The 17,666-nt window shown below is 72.2% G+C and carries 6 protein-coding genes and 1 pseudogene; 6 read left to right on the plus strand and 1 reads right to left on the minus strand.

Going from position 1 to position 17,666, the window contains the following annotated elements; all coding sequences use genetic code 11:
* Nucleotides 1-142 precede the first annotated feature (142 nt).
* Nucleotides 143-870: pseudogene (locus ACFWM7_RS07045) on the plus strand (transcriptional regulator); the annotation flags it as partial.
* Nucleotides 871-941: 71 nt separating this feature from the next.
* Here ACFWM7_RS07045 and ACFWM7_RS07050 read toward each other — a convergent pair.
* On the minus strand, nt 942-2,159 hold the full coding sequence (locus ACFWM7_RS07050) for a cysteine desulfurase-like protein (protein ID WP_383256074.1): 1,218 nt from the start codon (nt 2,157-2,159) through the stop codon (nt 942-944).
* A 574-nt stretch (nt 2,160-2,733) separates the two neighbouring features.
* Here ACFWM7_RS07050 and ACFWM7_RS07055 point away from each other — a divergent pair.
* The 5 genes from ACFWM7_RS07055 to ACFWM7_RS07075 are packed head-to-tail and all read left to right on the plus strand — an operon-like array spanning nt 2,734 to nt 17,662.
* Complete coding sequence (locus tag ACFWM7_RS07055) at nt 2,734-3,675, plus strand: sterol desaturase family protein (protein WP_383256076.1); 942 nt, start codon at nt 2,734-2,736, stop codon at nt 3,673-3,675.
* Nucleotides 3,676-3,716: 41 nt separating this feature from the next.
* On the plus strand, nt 3,717-13,220 hold the full coding sequence (locus tag ACFWM7_RS07060) for an amino acid adenylation domain-containing protein (RefSeq protein WP_383256078.1): 9,504 nt from the start codon (nt 3,717-3,719) through the stop codon (nt 13,218-13,220).
* Nucleotides 13,210-14,910 carry a phytoene desaturase family protein gene (locus tag ACFWM7_RS07065; protein WP_383256081.1) on the plus strand — a complete coding sequence of 567 codons (1,701 nt, stop codon included), beginning with the start codon at nt 13,210-13,212 and terminating at the stop codon, nt 14,908-14,910. Before ACFWM7_RS07060 ends, ACFWM7_RS07065 begins: the two co-directional genes overlap by 11 nt.
* Entirely contained in the window at nt 14,907-16,610 is a 1,704-nt protein-coding gene (locus ACFWM7_RS07070; protein WP_383256083.1) for a phytoene desaturase family protein, read from the plus strand. The genes ACFWM7_RS07065 and ACFWM7_RS07070 overlap by 4 nt, the downstream gene beginning before the upstream one ends.
* Nucleotides 16,607-17,662 carry an MDR family NADP-dependent oxidoreductase gene (locus ACFWM7_RS07075; RefSeq protein WP_383256085.1) on the plus strand — a complete coding sequence of 352 codons (1,056 nt, stop codon included), beginning with the start codon at nt 16,607-16,609 and terminating at the stop codon, nt 17,660-17,662. The genes ACFWM7_RS07070 and ACFWM7_RS07075 overlap by 4 nt, the downstream gene beginning before the upstream one ends.
* Nucleotides 17,663-17,666 lie beyond the last annotated feature (4 nt).

Below are 17,666 nucleotides of genomic sequence, written 5' to 3' on the forward strand. Positions count from 1 at the left end.
CTCCCGGGCGGCGGCCTCGCGTGCGGCCTGCTCGGGGTGGCGGCGACGCCAGTAGGGGTTGTCGTGCGGCAGACCGCCGGTCACCCGTGCGTCCCGCGCCGGAACGTCCCGCGCCGGAACGGCCCGTGCCGGAACGGCCCGTGCCGGAACAGCCCGTGCCGGAACAGCCCGTACCGGAGCGTCCCGCGCCCCGGCCGGGCCTCGGTCCGGGCAGGCTTCCCGGGCCCCCGGGCCGCTTCCGGTCGGCAGGGCGCGCCAGGAGTGCCGATGCCTCGCCCGGCGGCGGTCCGGCTGGATGCCCCGGCCATGGACGAGCTGCTCACGGCGGTGCTCGACCGGTACGGGCTTCCGGTCGCCTGGGAGGAGGTGATGATGCCGGCGCCGCACGCGGTGGGGCGCCCGTGGGAAACGGCGGGGGAGCAGTACATCGAGGTCGAGCACCTGTTGTCGTGGCACGTCTCCGGCGCACTCCGCGGCGCCTCGGCCGACCGGCCGCCCGCCCCCGGCGCGGGCCTCGCCCTGCTGGCCCGTGCGCCCGGCGAGACCCATACGCCGGCTTTGGAGGCACTCGCCGCGACCCTCGCCCAACCAGCCCTGCCTGTCCGCATGTTCGGCGCTGCCGTGCCCGCCGGGGCGCTGGAGGACGCGGTACGGCGGACCGGCCCCGCCGCAGTCGTGCTCCGGGCGCAGTCGCGCGGCACGGCGAGCCGCGCGCTCGTGGACCGGCTGGACGCGATCGAGTGGGGTGTACGGGGCGCGCGCAGGCGTCCCGTCGTCCGCGTCGCCGGACCCGGCTGGGCCGGACGGCAGCCGCCGGGGGCCCGGCAGCTGACCGGGCCGGCCCACGCGGTGGGCACCCTGGCCACGCTCCAGGGATGTCCGGCGGACGCTCCAGGGGCGTCCGCCGGCCCCGGCCCGCCCGACGCTCCCTGGGTCCGCCGTCAGCGCAGGAAGTCCGCCAGTCCCGTCAGGAGCCGCTCCACGTCGTCCGTGTCGTTGTACGCGGACAGCCCGACGCGCAGGCCGCCGCTCTCGCCGAGCCCGAGGTGCCGGGAGGCCTCCAGGGCGTAGAAGGACCCGGCGGGCGCGTGCACCCCGGAACGGGCGAGGGCGCGGTAGGCGGCCGCCGCGTCCCGGCCCTCGAAGGTGAGCAGCAGGGTGGGGGTGCGCTCGGCGGCCCGCGAGCGCACGGTCACCCCGCCCAGTTCGCGTACCGCCTTCTCGATGGACTCCCGCAGCGCGCTCTCGTGGGTGTCGATCGCCGCGTACGCCGACAGGAGCCGCTCGCGGCGCCCGCCGCGCTCGTCCGCCGTGTCCGTGCCGGAACCCAGGCCCGCGATGAAGTCCACCGCCGCACGTGTGCCCGCCATCGACTCGTAGGGCAGTGTGCCGAGTTCGAAGCGCTCCGGTACGGCGTCGGTGGACGGCGCCAGCTTGTCCGGGCGGAGGGTGTCGAGCAGTTCCGGCCGGGCGGCGAGCACCCCGTGGTGGGGGCCGAAGAACTTGTACGGGGAGCAGACGAAGAAGTCCGCCCCGAGCCGCTCCAGGTCGACCGCGCGGTGCGAGGTGAGATGGACCCCGTCCACGTACAGCAGCGCGCCGGCCCGGTGGGCGAGAGCGGCGATGGCCGGGACGTCGGGCCGGGTGCCGATCAGGTTGGAGGCGCCGGTCACCGCGACCAGCCGGGTCCGCCCGCTGATGTGCGCGCCGACGGCCTCCGGGGGCAGCTCGCCGGTCGCCGGATCGAAGTCGGCCCACCGCACCACTGCCCCCGCCCGCTCGGCCGCCTGCACCCACGGGCGGATGTTGGCATCGTGGTCCAGCCGGCTGACCACCACCTCGTCCCCCGGGCTCCAGGTCCTGGCGAGGGTGCGCGAGAAGTCGTAGGTGAGCTGGGTGGCGCTCCGGCCGAACACGATCCCGCCCGGGTCCGCGCCCAGCAGGTCCGCCATCGCCTGCCGGAATCCGTGGACGATCTCCTCCGCGTTCACCTCCCCGGGCAGGGCGGCGCCCCGGATCGACAGGGGCCGGCTCATCGCCTCGCCGATCGCCGCCACGACGGAGGCCGGGGTCTGTGTGCCGCCCGGACCGTCGAAATGCGCCGTACCGGACCGCAGGGCGGGGAACTGTGCGCGCACCACGCCGACGTCGTACGACAAGGAGTCTCCTCGATTCACTGCTCGGCTCGCCGGATTGCCGGATCTCGCCGTGATCATCGCAGGGCGGTGTCCGCCGGCGGAAGGTGTCCTGGGCCTGCGTCCCCCGCAGGTGCTTTCGGGGAGCACGCGGACACCCTGCTTACGCGCGGGCGCACGGCTCCCCGCCCGGACGTGCGCCCGAGCGCAGGAAATAGCCTCCCGGCGTATGGGGATACGCCGTCCCGCGGCATCGGGATGATCCTACGAAGAAATTGCTCGCACAAATGATCTCACCCCGGTTGTGCGATTTACCCCGCACCTCATTTGTCGCCCATGGATAAAAGCGTCGGACGATTTCTGCGAGTCGAGCGGGATTAAAGCCGTGCGATCGGGAAATAGATGATCTGGGCCGATGGGATCGGGGGAATCGGTTCACGCCACGGCCGGATTCCGTCGAAGCCGGGTGTCTGAGAGGTATCAGTGCGGGGCCATGGCCGCCCCAGGGTTCACCGAGATCCCCAGACCCTTCTGGCCTGCGCTGATGTGGAAAAGTTGGCCTCAATCTCCCGGTTGCGTTTCCTTGTGGGGGTCACATATGGACGAGCGTGCGAGCGCCGCTCATGGCGAAATTCATTCGGCCGACTATTCGGTTTCCGGGAAGAGGGCGGGAGGGAATTACCCTGCCCGCATTCTTCGTGCCGCCGCCTACCCTGTTCTCCTCCTCGCGGTCGTGTGCGTGGGCGTGTTCGCGTTGCGGCTGCGGTGGGATCCGGCATGGGTCAGCCCGCTTTTCCTGGTCGGCGCCATCGCCTATCTGGCTCTCCTGGAGCGGCTGATTCCGTACGACCGGAACTGGCATCCCGGAAAGGACGAATGGCGCTGGTACGGCATCTGGTTCCTGCTCACCATGGCCGGAAGCGGACTGGCACAACTGCTGGTCGTACTGGCAGTCGGCCTGATCTCGCCGCAGGAGCCGACGTATCACCTCGGGATCGAGATCCCGGGCGCCCTGTTGGCCGGATCACTCGTCAGCTACCTCGTGCACCGACTGGGCCACCGCAACGCCCTGCTCTGGCGGCTCCACGGGGTGCATCACGTACCGGAGAAGGTCAACGTCGCCAACAACGGGGTCAACCACGTGCTGGACATCGTGCTGGCGCAGAGCCTCGTCCAGCTGACCCTGGCCCTCGTCGGCTTCTCCCGTCCGGCCGTGCTGGTGGTCGGACTCTTCGTCGCCGCACAGGGCTACTTCGTCCACGCCAACATCGACGTCCGGATCGGCCCGCTCAACCATCTGCTGGCCGGCCCCGAGCAGCACCGGCTGCACCACAGCACCGAACTGTCCGAAGCCGGCCACTACGGCTCCGACCTGTCGTGCTGGGACCACCTCTTCGGCACCTTCACCTGGCGTCCCGGCCGCGAACCCGCCGCTGTGGGCCTCAGCGACCCAACGACCTTCCCCGCCACCGGCGAGATCCTCGCCGCTCTCCTGCACCCCTGGCGACGCGGACCGGCACCGGGCCCCCGGCCGGATTGACCGCCGCCCCCTGACGCTCCACCACCACTTGAGGAGTTCGAATGGCCGACGCGAACAACCGGGAGTTACGGAACAAGGTGGCGATCATCGGGATGGGCTGCCGCCTGCCCGGCGGCGCCTCGGACCACCGCACGTTCTGGCGGAACCTGGTGGAGGGCAAGGACTGCATCACGCCCACCCCGCCCGACCGGTACGACGTCCGTACGCTCGGCAGCCGGTTCCGCGACAAACCCGGGCGCCTCGTCGGCGGCCGCGGCGGATACATCGACGGCTTCGACGAGTTCGACCCCGCGTTTTTCGGCATCAGCCCGCGCGAGGCCGACCACATGGACCCGCAGCAGCGCAAGCTCCTCGAAGTGGCCTGGGAGGCACTGGAGGACGGTGGCCAGCGGCCCGCCGACCTCGCCGGCGGCAACGTCGCCGTCTACGTCGGCGCGTTCACCCTGGACTACAAGATCCTGCAGTTCGCCGACCTGGGCTTCACCTCGCTGGCCGCCCACACCGCGACCGGGACCATGATGACGATGGTGTCGAACCGCATCTCGTACTGCTTCGACTTCCGCGGCCCCAGCCTGTCCGTCGACACCGCGTGCAGCTCCTCCCTGGTCGCCGTCCACCTCGCGTGCCAGGCGCTGCGCCACGGGGAGACCGACCTCGCGCTGGCCGGCGGCACCCTGCTGCACATGGCCCCGCAGTACACCGTCGCCGAGACGAAGGGCGGGTTCCTGTCGCCCGGGGGCCGCTCCCGTACGTTCGACGCCGCCGCCGACGGTTACGTACGGGCCGAAGGCGTCGGCCTGGTCGCGCTGAAGCGGCTGGAGGACGCCGTACGGGACGGGGACCGCATCCACGCGGTGATCCTGGGCAGCGGCGTCAATCAGGACGGCCACACCAACGGCATCACCGTGCCCAACCCCGACGCCCAGGTCGACCTCATCCGCCGGGTCTGCGCCGAGGCGGGCATCACCCCCGGCGACCTCCAGTACATGGAGGCACACGGCACCTCGACCCCGGTCGGCGACCCGATCGAGGCGAACGCCCTGGCCCGTGCGCTCGCCATCGGACGGGCCCCGGGCGCCCGCGCCTACGTCGGCTCGGTCAAGACGAACATCGGCCACACCGAATCCGCCGCCGGGATCGCCGGGCTGATCAAGACCGTCCTGAGCCTCGAACGCCGCACGATCCCGCCCCACATCAACCTGGAGAACCTCAACCCCGCCATCGACCCGGCGACCCTGCCCTACGAGATCCCCGCCCGGCCCACCGAATGGCCCGCCCACGAAGGGCCCGCCCGAGCCGGGGTCAACTCCTTCGGATTCGGCGGCACCAACGCCCATGTCGTGCTGGAGGAGGCCCCGCCGGTTCCGTCGGACGACGGGACCACCGCGCCCGCCCGGCGGCCCTGGAGCATCCTGCCGCTCAGCGCCCGTCGCCCGGACGCCCTGGTGGAGATGGCGGCCGGGATCCGGGCCGAGCTGGCGGGGGACCACGGCCCGGCCCCGACCCTCGACGACCTCGGCCACACCCTGGCCCACCGCCGCCAGCACCTGCCCGAGCGGCTGTCCGTCGTCTACTCCTCCCGCGCCTCACTCGACGAGGCCCTGGCCGCCCACGAGCGCGGGGAGGCCCACCCCCGGATCGTCCACGGCAGAGCCCGGGACGCCGCCGACCGGCGGCTGGTGTGGGTCTTCACCGGCATGGGCCCGCAGTGGTGGGGCATGGGCCGCCAACTCCTGGCGGAGGAACCGGTCTTCCGGGACGCCGTGGTCGCCTGCGACCGGGCGCTGCGGGAGTTCGCCGACTGGTCCCTCATCGAGGAACTGACCGCCGACGAATCCGATTCCCGGATGGGCCGGACCTGGCTCGCCCAGCCCGCGAACTTCGCCGTGCAGGTCGGCCTCGCCGCCCTGTGGCGGTCCCACGGCGTGCGCCCCGACGCCGTGGTCGGCCACAGCACCGGGGAGATCGCCGCCTTCCACACGGCGGGCGTCTACTCCCTGCGGGACGCGGCCAGGATCGCCGTGCACCGCAGCCGCCTCCAGCACACCCTGGCCGGCACGGGCACCATGCTCGCCGTCAGCCTGTCCGAGGACGAGGCCGAGCGCCGGGTACGCCCCTACAGCGACCAGGTCTCCATCGCCGCCGTCAACAGCCCCACCGCGATCACCCTGGCCGGGGACGAGGCGGCGCTCACCCTGCTGGCCGAGGAGCTGCGGGCCGAGCAGCAGTTCGCGAAGTTCCTCACCGTCGAAGTTCCGTACCACAGCGTCGGGATGGAGCGCATCAAGGACGAACTGCTCGCGGAGCTGGCTCCGTTGGAGCCGCGACCCGCCCAGGTGCCGTTGTATCTCACCGGTGCCGAGGGCACCGCCCGGGGCGAGGAACTCGACGCCGCCTACTGGTGGAAGAACGTCCGCGACCGGGTCCGCTTCCGGTCGGCGATCGACCGCATCACCGAAGACGGCCACCACCTCTTCCTGGAGATCGGACCGCACCCGGTCCTCGGCCACGCCATCCGCGAATGCCTCGACGCGTCCGGGACGTCCGGGCTCACCCTGCCCTCGATCCGCCGCCGCGAGAACGAGCCCGAGCGCTTCGCCGCCTCCCTCGGCTCGCTCCACACCCTGGGCGTCCCCGTCGACTGGGACCTGCTCCAGCCCGCCGGCCGGCCCGTCACCCTGCCCCGCCACCCCTTCCGGCGCGACCGCCACTGGACCGAGCCCCGGCCGGTCGCCCAGGTCCGGCTGGGCCACCGCGACCACCCGCTCCTCGGCCGCCGTACCGACGCCACCGCGCCCACCTGGCTGGCCCGCCTGGACACCGAGGACCTGCCCTACCTCGCCGACCACCGCATCCAGGACACCGTGGTCTTTCCCGCCGCCGGCTACCTGGAGATGGCCGCCCAGGCCGTTCTTCGGCTCACCGGCTCCACCACTGCCGTCCTCGCCGACATCGACCTGCGCAAGGCGCTCTTCCTGCCCGACGGCGAGGACCGCACCGTGGAGGTGTCGCTCTCCCCGGAGAACGCCGCCTTCACCATCGCCTCCCCGACCGGGGACGACGGCGAGCGGACCGTCCACGCGAGCGGAATCGTCCGCACCGGACAGCGCCGCCGCACCACCCCGCCGCTCGACGTCCCCGCGATCCGGGCCCGGTCCCTCCGCCACCTCGAAGGACCCGACTGCTACACCGCGCTGGCCGCCCTCGGCTACCACTACGGCCCCGCCTTCCAGGCCGTGGAGGAGGTCTGGATCGGCGCCGGAGAGGTCCTCGCCCGGATCCGCCCGCCCCGCGCGATCGGCGACGACGCCGCAGGCCACCACCTCCACCCCGTCCTGCTCGACGCCTGCTTCCAGACGCTCCTGGCTCCGCTGATCCCGCCGACTCCGCCGACCCCCGAAGACCCCGTCCCGGACACCGGGATCAGGCTGCCGCTCTCCCTGGACGAGGTGGCCCTCGAACCCATCGGCGACCAGCCGTTCTGGGCCCACGCCACCCTGCTCCCCGGCGACGCCGACACCACCCTCGGGAACATCGCCCTGTACGCCGACGACGGCACGCCGCTCGGCCGCGTCCAGGGCTTCCGCGCCGCCGACGTGGCGAAGGCGGCCACCGTCGTCGCCCGCACCACGATCGACTCCTGGCTCGCCGAACCCGTCTGGACGGACTGCCCGCCGCTGCCGGTCGAGGGCGGCCTCCCGGAGGTGGCGGCCCCCGACGCGCCGCCGCAGGACGAGAGCTCCACCGGCGTACGCGGCGAGGCGGCGGTCAACGGGGGCCCACCGCGGCCCGCCTCCACGCCCACACCCACCGCACCCGCCCACGACTGGCTGCTCCTCGCCGACGCCACAGGCGTCGCGGAGGCCTTCGCCGCCCTGGCCGAGGCCCGTGGCGAACGGTGCCGCCTGGTCCGCCGGGGCGCGGCCCACACCGCCTCCGCCGAGGGCCGCACGTACACCGTCGACCCCACCTCCGACGCCGACCTGCGCCGTCTCTTCGCCGACCTCGACCGCGACGGCGGCCCCTTCCGGGGGACCGTCCTGCACCTGTGGAACCTCGACGCCCCCGCCCTCGCCGCATGCGACCGCAGCACCCTCCACGACCACACCGGCGCGGGCGCGTACTCCCTGATCGCCCTCGCCCGGCTGCTGTCCGCCCGGGGCGAGGCAGGCCGCCTGCACATCGTCACCCGAGGCGCTCAGCCCGCTTTGCCCGGCGAAGGGACCGAACCCCTCGGAGCACCCGCCTGGGGCATCGGCCGCGTCCTGCGCCATCAGGAACTGACCGAACACCCCGGCAAGCTCATCGACCTCGACCCCCGCAGGCAGCCCGGCCCGGACGGCGACCGCGCCGAGGCGGCGGCGCTCCTGGCCGAGGCACTGAGCGACGACGAGCAGGAGATCGCCCTGCGCGACGGCCGCCGCCGCACCGGCCGCCTCCGCCCCGCCGAGAGCCTCACCCGGCCCCTGCCGCTGCGCCTGCGGGCCGATGGGAGCTACCTGGTCACCGGCGCGTTCGGGGCGCTCGGCCGACTGCTGTGCCGGACCCTCGTACGACGCGGAGCCCGCCGGATCGTCCTGGTTGGGCGCACCCCCGTCCCCGCCCGGGAGAAGTGGGCCGGGACCGACCCCGCCACCGCCGAGGGCCGGGCCGTGGCCCTGCTCCGCGAGCTGGAGGCGCTCGGCGCGCAGCCCGTCCTCGCCACCCTCGACATCACCGACGAGGACGCCCTGACCGGCTGGCTCGACGCCCACCGGCAGAGCGGAGCGCCGCCCGTACGCGGGGTGTTCCACCTGGCCGGACAGGTCCGCGACACGCTCGTCGCCGACCTCGACCGGGCCGCCTTCGACGCCGTCCACGACCCGAAGACCATCGGCGCCCACCTCCTGCACCGGCACCTGCGGGACGAACCCCTCGAACACTTCGTGCTCTTCGCGTCGATCGCCTCCCTGCTGACCACGGCCGGCCAGACCAACTACGCCGCCGGAAACGCCTTCCTGGACGCCCTCGCCCACCACCGCCGCGCCCAGGGCCTGCCCGCGCTCAGCCTCGACTGGGGCCCCTGGGCCACCGGCATGATCGAGGAACTCGGCCTGGTAGAGCACTACCTGCACAGCCGGGGCATGAGCTCGCTCTCCCCGGACGCCGGCATGGCCGTCCTGGAACGCGTCATCGGACAGGACCACGCGCAGCTCGTCGTGGCCACCGTCGTCGACTGGCCCGTCTTCCTGGCCTGGTACTCGTCACCGCCGCCGCTGGTCGCCGACCTCGCTGCCGCCGCCGCGCCGCCCACGGACACCGCCTCCGGCAACGGGTTCCTCGACACCTTCCGCGCCGCCGGCGAGGAGGCCCGGCGCGCACTGGTCGCCGAGCGGTTCGCCGCGCTCGCCGCCACCGTGCTCCGCACCGGAACGGACCGCATCGACGCCACCACGGGCCTCGGCGAACTCGGACTCGACTCCCTCCTCGCCATGGAGCTACGCGCCCGTATCCACGCCGAACTCGGCGTCGCCCTGCCCGTCGTCGCCCTGCTCAGCGGCACCCCGGCCGGGGAACTCGCCGACCGGCTCCACGACGGACTCGCCGCCCTGGCCTCGGCGGAGGAAGACGACAGGGCGACGGGCGCGATCGAGCTCCACACCGACGAGCGGCAGTACCCGCTGACGCAGAACCAGAAGGCGCTCTGGTTCCTCAAGCACCTCAACCCCGACGGCTACGCGTACAACATCGGCGGGGCCGTCGAGGTGAACGTCGGCCTCGAACCGGACCTGATGTTCGAGGCCGTCCGCCGGCTCATCGCCCGCCACCCCGCGCTGCGCACCAACTTCCTCCTGGTGGACGGGCAGGCCGTGCAGCGGGTCTCCGAGGACGCCAGAACCGATCTCGCCCTCTTCGACGTCCAGGGCGAGGACTGGGAGACCGTCCACGCCACGATCGTCCAGGAGTACCGCAAGCCCTACGACCTCGCCCACGACCCCCTGATCCGCTTCCGTCTCTTCAAGCGGGGCCCGGACCGCTGGATCATCATGAAGGCCGTCCACCACATCGTCTCCGACGCCATCTCCACGTTCACCTTCATCGAGGAACTCCTCAGCATCTACGAGGCGTTGCGCCGCAACCGGGAGCCTCAGCTCCCGCCGGTCGAGGCCCGCTACCTCGACTTCCTCAACCGGCAGAACGCCTTCCTGGCCGGGCCCGAGGCGACGGGCATGCTCGACTACTGGCGATCCCAGCTGCCCGCCGAGGTCCCGCTCCTGGACCTGCCCGTCGACAAGCCGCGCCCGGCGGTCCAGACCCACAACGGGGCGTCGGAGTTCTTCGTCCTCGACGACGCGCTGAGCGCCCGCGTCCACGCCCTGGCCCGCGCGCACGGCGTCACCCCGTTCATGGTGCTGCTCAGCGCGTACTACCTCCTGCTCCACCGCTACTCCGGGCAGGACCACATCGTCGTCGGCTCCCCGGTGACCGGCCGCACGCGGCAGGACTTCGCCTCCGTCTACGGCTACTTCGTCAACCCGCTGCCCCTGCACGCCGACCTGTCGCAGGACCCGACCGTCGCCGAACTGCTGCAACAGGTCCGCCGGACCGTGCTCGGCGGCCTGGACAACCAGGAGTACCCCTTCGTCCTCCTCGTGGAGGAGCTGGGCCTCCAGCACGACCCCAGCCGCTCCGCCGTCTTCCAGGCGATGTTCATCCTCCTCACCCACAAGGTGGCGACCGAGCAGTACGGCTACCGCCTGGAGTACATCGAACTTCCGGAGGAGGAAGGGCAGTTCGACATAACCCTGTCCGCCTACGAGGACGAGGGTCGCTTCCACTGCGTGTTCAAGTACAACACCGACCTCTTCCTCTCGGAGACCATGCGCCGCATGGCCGCCCACTACAGCCGCCTCCTCGACGGGATGACCCGCGCGCCGGGCGAACAGCCCGCCTCCCGGCTGGAGATGCTCGGCGACCGGGAACGCGAACGGCTCGTGGGGGAGTGGAGCCGCCCGGCCCTTCCCGCCGCCGGGCACGGGGACGGATCCCGGGAAGAGCCGTTCGCCCCGGTCCAGGCGCTGATCGGGCGGATCGCCGCCGCGCACCCCACGGCCGTCGCCGTCACCATGCCCTCCCCGCACGGCGGGGCGCACCGCCTGACCTACGCCGAACTGGACCGCCGGGCGGACGACACCGCCGCCCGCCTGCGTACTCTCGGCGTCGGCGAGGGCTCGGTGGTCGTGCTGTGCCTGGAGAAGTCGCCCGAGCTGGTCGTCGCCCTCCTCGCCGTCCTCAAGGCCGGCGCCGCCTACCTCCCGCTCCGCCCCGACCAGCCCGCCGACCGGCTCGCCCACCTCGTGACGGCCACCGGCGCGGGCCTCGTCCTCGTCGCGGACGAAGCCGCGCCCGAGCAGACCGGGGCCCTGGCCGTCCCGACGCTCACCCTCACCGCACTCGCCGCCACCGCACCGCACCCCGACGACCCGCCGTGCGAGGCGGCCCCGGACTCACCCGCGTACATCATCACCACCTCCGGCTCCACCGGACGCCCCAAGGCCGTCCGCGTCAGCCACCGCAACCTCGCCTCCGCATACGAGGCCTGGCGGCAGGAGTACCGGCTGGAGACCGACGTCCGGACGCACCTCCAGATGGCCGAACCGTCCTTCGACGTGTTCACCGGCGACCTGGTACGCGCCCTCTGCTCGGGCGGCACGCTCGTCCTGGCCGACCGCGACCTCCTCTTCGACACCACCCGGCTCTACCGCGCGATGCGTCAGGAGCGCGTCGACTGCGCCGAGTTCGTGCCCGCCGTCGTGCGAGGCCTGATGGACCACTGCGCACGGGAAGGGCTGCGGCTGGACTTCCTGCGGCTGCTGGTGGTCGGCTCGGACGCCTGGAGCGTGGGTGAGTACCGCAGGCTGGCCGAGCTGTGCGGACCCGGCACCCGCCTCGTCAACTCCTACGGCCTCACCGAAGCCACCATCGACAGCGCGTACTTCGAAGGACCCGTCGACGACCTGGAACCCGGCGCGATGGTCCCGATCGGTCGGCCTCTGCCAGGCAGCACCCTGCACATCCTCGACGCCCACGGCGAACCCGTGCCGCCCGGCGTGCCCGGCGAACTCTGGATCGGCGGCCACGGCGTCGCCCTCGGCTACGCCGGAGACCCCGGGCAGACCGACGAACGCTTCGTGACCCGTACGCTCTCCAGGGCCGCCGACGCCCGCCCCGAACGGCTCTACCGCACCGGCGACATCGCCCGCTGGGACGCACACGGCCGGGTCCACCTGCTCGGCCGCACCGACGGGCAGGTCAAGCTGCGCGGCCACCGCATCGAGATCGGCGAGATCGAGGCGCATCTCGCCCAATGGCCCGCGCTCGCCCGCGCCGTCGTCACCGTACGCACCGACACCGGGGGAGACGCGGCCCTCTGCGCCTACTGCGTACCGGAGACCGGAGCGACCCTGGACGTCCGGTCCCTGCGCCGCCACCTGGCCCGCTCCCTGCCCTCGTACATGATCCCGTCCCACTTCACCGAGCTGCCCACCCTGCCGCTGACCGCCAACGGCAAGGTCGACACGGCCGCGCTGCCCGCCCCACGGGCCGAGGCCGGCGACCGGCCGCACGAAGAGCCCGTGACGCTGTACGAGGTCAGCCTCGCCCGGCACTGGAAAACCCTCCTGGGCCGCGAACGGGTCGGCCTGGAGGACGACTTCTTCGAACTCGGCGGCAGCTCGATCAAGCTGATCGAGCTTCTCCACCACCTGCGCACCGAGTTCGGCGTCGGCGTCCCCGTGAGCAGGCTCTACCAGGTCACCACCCTCCACGGCATGGCCGCCACCGTCGAGGACGTCCTGCTCGGGGCGAGCGCCGAGGACCTGCCCTTCCTCACCTTCAACGCCGGGCAGCACCCCGCCCTCTTCTGCTTCCCGCCCGCCGGCGGCCACGGGCTCGTCTACCGGGGCCTGGCCGCCCACCTCCCCGACCACACCGTCATCGGCTTCAACTACCTCCCCGGCGACGACAAGATCGCCCGGTACGCCGACCTGATCGAGGCCGACCGGCCCGACGGACCGTGCCTGCTCCTCGGCTACTCCCTCGGCGGCAACCTCGCCTTCGAGACGGCCGAGGAACTGGAGCGGCGCGGCCGCCACGTCGCCCACGTCGTCATCCTCGACTCCCGCCGCATCCTCACCGCCTACGAACCGGACGCGTCCGGCATCGCCGCCTTCGAGGCCGAACTCGCCGACCACGTACGCAAACACACCGGCTCCGACGCCGTCACCCGCGAGACCCTCGCCCACGCCGCCGAATACCTCGCGTTCTGCGGGCGCACCCCCAACACCGGCACCGTCGCCGCGACGGTCACCGTCATCACCGACGAGGAGAAGGCCGCCCTCTACGCCGCCGGGCAGCACGGCACCTGGCACGGCAGCTCCACCGGCACCACCGCCGTCCTGCGCGGATCCGGCGTCCACGCCGAGATGCTCGACGCCAAACACCTGCCCCGCAACGCCCAGTTGGTGCGCTCCGTCCTGACGGGAGACGCGGCCCATGACGGATGACCACGCCCCCGACTCCACCGGATCCACCGACTGGACGACCAGGGAACGCACCCCGGGCACCCCGCCCCGCGTCATCGTCATCGGCGCGGGCGTGGCCGGTCTCTCCACCGGCTGCTACGCGCAGATGAGCGGCGCCAGGACCCGCATCTTCGAGAAGCACGTCCTGCCCGGCGGCTGCTGCACCGCCTGGTCGCGCGAGGGGTACCTCTTCGACTACTGCATCGAATGGCTCGTCGGCACCGCGCCCGGCAACGACGCCCACCAGGTGTGGAACGAACTCGGCGCGTTCGACGGGAAGACCGTCACCAACTTCGAGCTGTTCAACAAGGTCGAGGACGAACACGGCCGGTCGGTGACCTTCTACAACGATCCCGACCGCCTGGAGGCCCACCTCCTGGACCTCTCACCCGCCGACGCCCCGCACATCCGCGCCTTCACCCGGGACCTGCGCCGCTTCATCGACATCGAGCTGTACCCGTTCCTGACCGCGCCCGCCCTGCGGACCGTACGGGAGAGGGCGCGGACCCTGCGCACCGTGCTGCCGGCCTTCCGGCTGTTCTGGCGGACGGCCGCCACCCCGATGCACGTCTTCGCCGACCGGTTCCAGGACCCACTGCTGCGCAAGGCGTTCCGCAACATCTTCTTCCAGGACCCGGGCGGCTTCCCGCTGCTGCCGTATCTCTTCAACATGGCCGCCGCCCACCACGGCAACGCGGGCTTCCCGCAAGGCGGTTCGCTCGGCCTCGCCCGCTCGGTCGAGGAGCGCTACCGGAGCCTCGGCGGCACGATCACCTACCGGGCCCGCGCCGAACGGATCCTGGTCGAGAACGACCGGGCGATCGGCATCGAACTCCGCGACGGCAGGCGGTACTTCGCCGAACACGTGGTCTCCGCCTGCGACGGCCACACCACCGTCTACGGGCTCCTGGGCGGCCGGTACACCGGACCCCGCATCGACAAGCTCTACACCGACCTCCTCCACCGCCCCGGCACCCTCTTCCCCGCCGTCGTCTCCGCCTTCGTCGGTCTGCGCGGCGACCTCGATCCCGACGAGGCGCACAGCACCACGCACCTCCTCGGCCCGGAGGACGCGGCCCACCTCCCCGGCGCCCTGCAGGACAGCCTCGTCGTGCAGGCCCGCTCCCGCTACTCCGGCGGCTTCGCCCCACCCGGCTGCTCCGTTCTGCACTGCACCTACTTCAGCGACTACGCCCACTGGAAGGACCTGCGCACCAGGGACCGCAAGGAATACCGCCGGCGCAAGCGCGACGTCGCCGACTTCGTCCGGGATTTCCTGGAGCGCCGCACCCCCGGCATCGCCGACCGCATCGAGCTCGTCGAGGTCGCCACCCCCGCCACGACCCACCGCTACACCGGCAACCTGGGCGGCTCCATCCTCGCCTGGAAGGCGTTCTCCGACGCCGACGACGTCGCCGCCCGCCTGGTCGGCAAGGACCGGATGCGGCTGCCCGGGCTGAGCGGATTCTCCATGGCCGGCCAGTGGGTCGGGATGGGCGGCCTGATCCGCGCCGCCTCCACCGGCCGCTTCGCCGTCCAGTACCTCTGCCGCGAACTCGGCCTGGAATTCCGGGCCTGGGAGAGCAAGGGCGCCGAACCCTGGCACCCCGGGAAGCTGGGGCGCCTGCCCCAGCTCGACCGGTGGTCGGCACGCGAGAGCGAGGGCTCATGAACAACGGAAAGAACCGGGCCCGCGAAACGATGATCATCATCGGGGCCGGGCTGGGCGGCCTCTCCACCGGCTGCTACGCCCGGATGAACGGCTACCGCACCCGCATCCTGGAGATGCACGAGATCCCCGGCGGCTGCTGTACCGCCTGGGAACGCGGCGGCTTCACCCTGGACGCCTGCGTCAGCTGGCTCCTCGGCAGCGGCCCCGGCAACGAGATGCACCAGATCTGGCTGGAGCTCGGCGCCCTCCAGGGCAAGGAGATCCGCCACTTCGACGTCTTCAACATCGTGCGCGGCACCGACGGCCGGGCCGTCCACTTCTACTCCGACCCGGACCGCCTCGAAGCCCACCTCATCGGCATCTCACCCGCCGACGCCCGCCTCGTACGGAAGTTCTGCGGGCAACTGCGCAGCTTCCGCAAGGCCTTGGCGGTCTACCCCTTCCTCAAGCCCGTCGGACTGATGGGGCGCCGGGAGCGCTGGCGGATGCTCGCCTCGTTCCTGCCGTACTTCAACGCGGTGCGCACCACGATCACCGTTCTGATGACGGACTTCTCGGCGCGGTTCAAGGACCCTCTCCTGCGGGAGGCCTTCAACTTCATCCTGTACGAGAAGCACCCGGCCTTCCCCGTCCTCCCGTTCCACTTCCAGCTCGCCTCGCACGCCAACCTCTCCGCCGGCGTCCCCGAGGGCGGCTCCCTCGGCCTCGCCGAGTCGATCGAGGCCCGCTACCGCCGGCTCGGCGGCGACATCGCGTACAACACGAAGGTCGAATCGGTGATCGTCGAGGACGACCGGGCGGTCGGCGTCCGGCTCAGCGACGGCGGCGAACTCCGCGCCGACATCGTCGTATCGGCCTGCGACGGCTACACCACGACCATGAAGTTCCTGAAGGGCGAGTACCTCGGCGAGGACTACCGCAAGCTCTACACCGAGACCATCCACGAACCCGGCATGGTCTTCCCCGGTTACTTCACCCTCTTCCTCGGCCTCTCCCGCCCCTTCCCCGGGGGCGACCCCTGCACGACGTACCTCATCGACGAGGCGATGGCGGCCGAGCTGACCGGCATCCGCCACCCCAGCATCAACGTCCAGTTCCGCAGCCGCCATTACCCCGAGCTGTCGCCGGACGGCACCACCGTCGTCTACGCCACCTACTTCTGCGACATCGCCCCCTGGCGGGCCTTGGACGAAGGCCCCGAACAGGTCACCCGCACCCGCGGCGGCCAGGAGCTGCACACCCTGCCCGTACGGCACGGGCGCGGCTACTACGCGGCGAAACGGCGGGCCCGCGAAGCGCTCGTCGGCTTCCTCGAACAGCGTCACCCCGGACTGCGGGACGCGATCGTCGTCCGCGACGTCTCCAGCCCCCTCACCCAGGTCCGCTACACCGGCAACTACGACGGCACCGTCCTCGGCTGGCAGCCCTTCGTCGAGAGCGGCGAGAGGCTCGAAGAGCTGATCAAGAAGCACGGGCCGGGCCTCCCCGGGCTGCGCGACTTCTACCAGTCCGGCGTCTGGGCCACCACCGGCGGCCTCATCCGGGCAGCCGCCGCCGGACGCCACGTCATGCAGTTCGTCTGCCGCGACGACGGCAAGCCCTTCACCGCGTCGCTCGACCTCACCGCACCTCCACCGACCCACCGGGTCGTCCCCGTGCCCGTCCGCCCCACCGCACCGACGGAGGAGAGTAAGCCATGAAGATCGCGAAGTGGGTGGTCCGCGAGCACGTCGAGGGCGTCCCCGACGTGGACCGCGTCTACGAGAAGGTCGTCGAGAACGTCGACGTCACGCTGGCCCCCGACGAGATGCTCCTGCGCACCCTGTACGTCTCGGTCGACCCCTACCTCCAGGGCATCGCCCTCGACACCCCCATCGGCCGGCACATGGGGGCCGACTCGATCATGGAGGTGGTGGAGGCGGGACCGCGCGCCGCCCACCGCGTCGGCGACCTCGTGCAGGGCTTCGGCGGCTGGCAGACCCACGTGGTCTCCACCGGCGCGGCCGAACTCTGGCAGACCGGCACGTTCCCCATGGTCTTCCCCGCCTACCGCAGGCTCGACCCCCGCTGGTACGACGACGCCCTGCCGCTGCCGACGGCTCTCAGCGTGATGGGCGGACCCGGCATGACCGCCTGGGGAACCCTGAGCAAGTACATGACGATCAGCCCCGGCGAAACCCTCGTCATCAGCGGGGCCTCCGGTGCGGTGGGCGCCCTCGTCGGCCAGCTCGCCGCGCTGGCGGGGGCCCGGGTGATCGGCACCACCTCGTCCCCGGAGAAGGCGGACTACCTCACCGGGCTCGGCTTCGACGCGGTGATCGTCTACCGCCACGGGGACGGCGCGGACACCGTGCGCGAGGCGCTGGCCCGGGCCGCCCCCGAAGGCGTCGACCGGTACTTCGACAACCTCGGCGGCACGGTCACCGACGCGGTGTTCCCCATGCTCAACATCGGGAGCCAGGTGGCGGTGTGCTGGCAGTGGGCCACCCAGGTCGGCAACGAGGACACCGGCCCCCGGCTCCTGCCCTACCTGATGTTCCCCCGCGCCACCGTCCGCGGCATCTTCTCCCTGGAATGGTTCACCGAACGCAACTGGCAGGACCTCCACACCGAGCTGGGCGGCCGGGTCCGGCGCGGCGAGGTCGTCTGCGACCACACCCTCCACCACGGCTTCGACACCATCCCCGCCGCCTACGGCAGCCTCTACGGCGACCGGGCGGGCAACCGCGGCAAAGTACTCGTCGAGCTCTGACCCG

The sequence above is a fragment of the Streptomyces sp. NPDC058375 genome (genome assembly GCF_042723425.1).
GTDB lineage: Bacteria > Actinomycetota > Actinomycetes > Streptomycetales > Streptomycetaceae > Streptomyces > Streptomyces durocortorensis.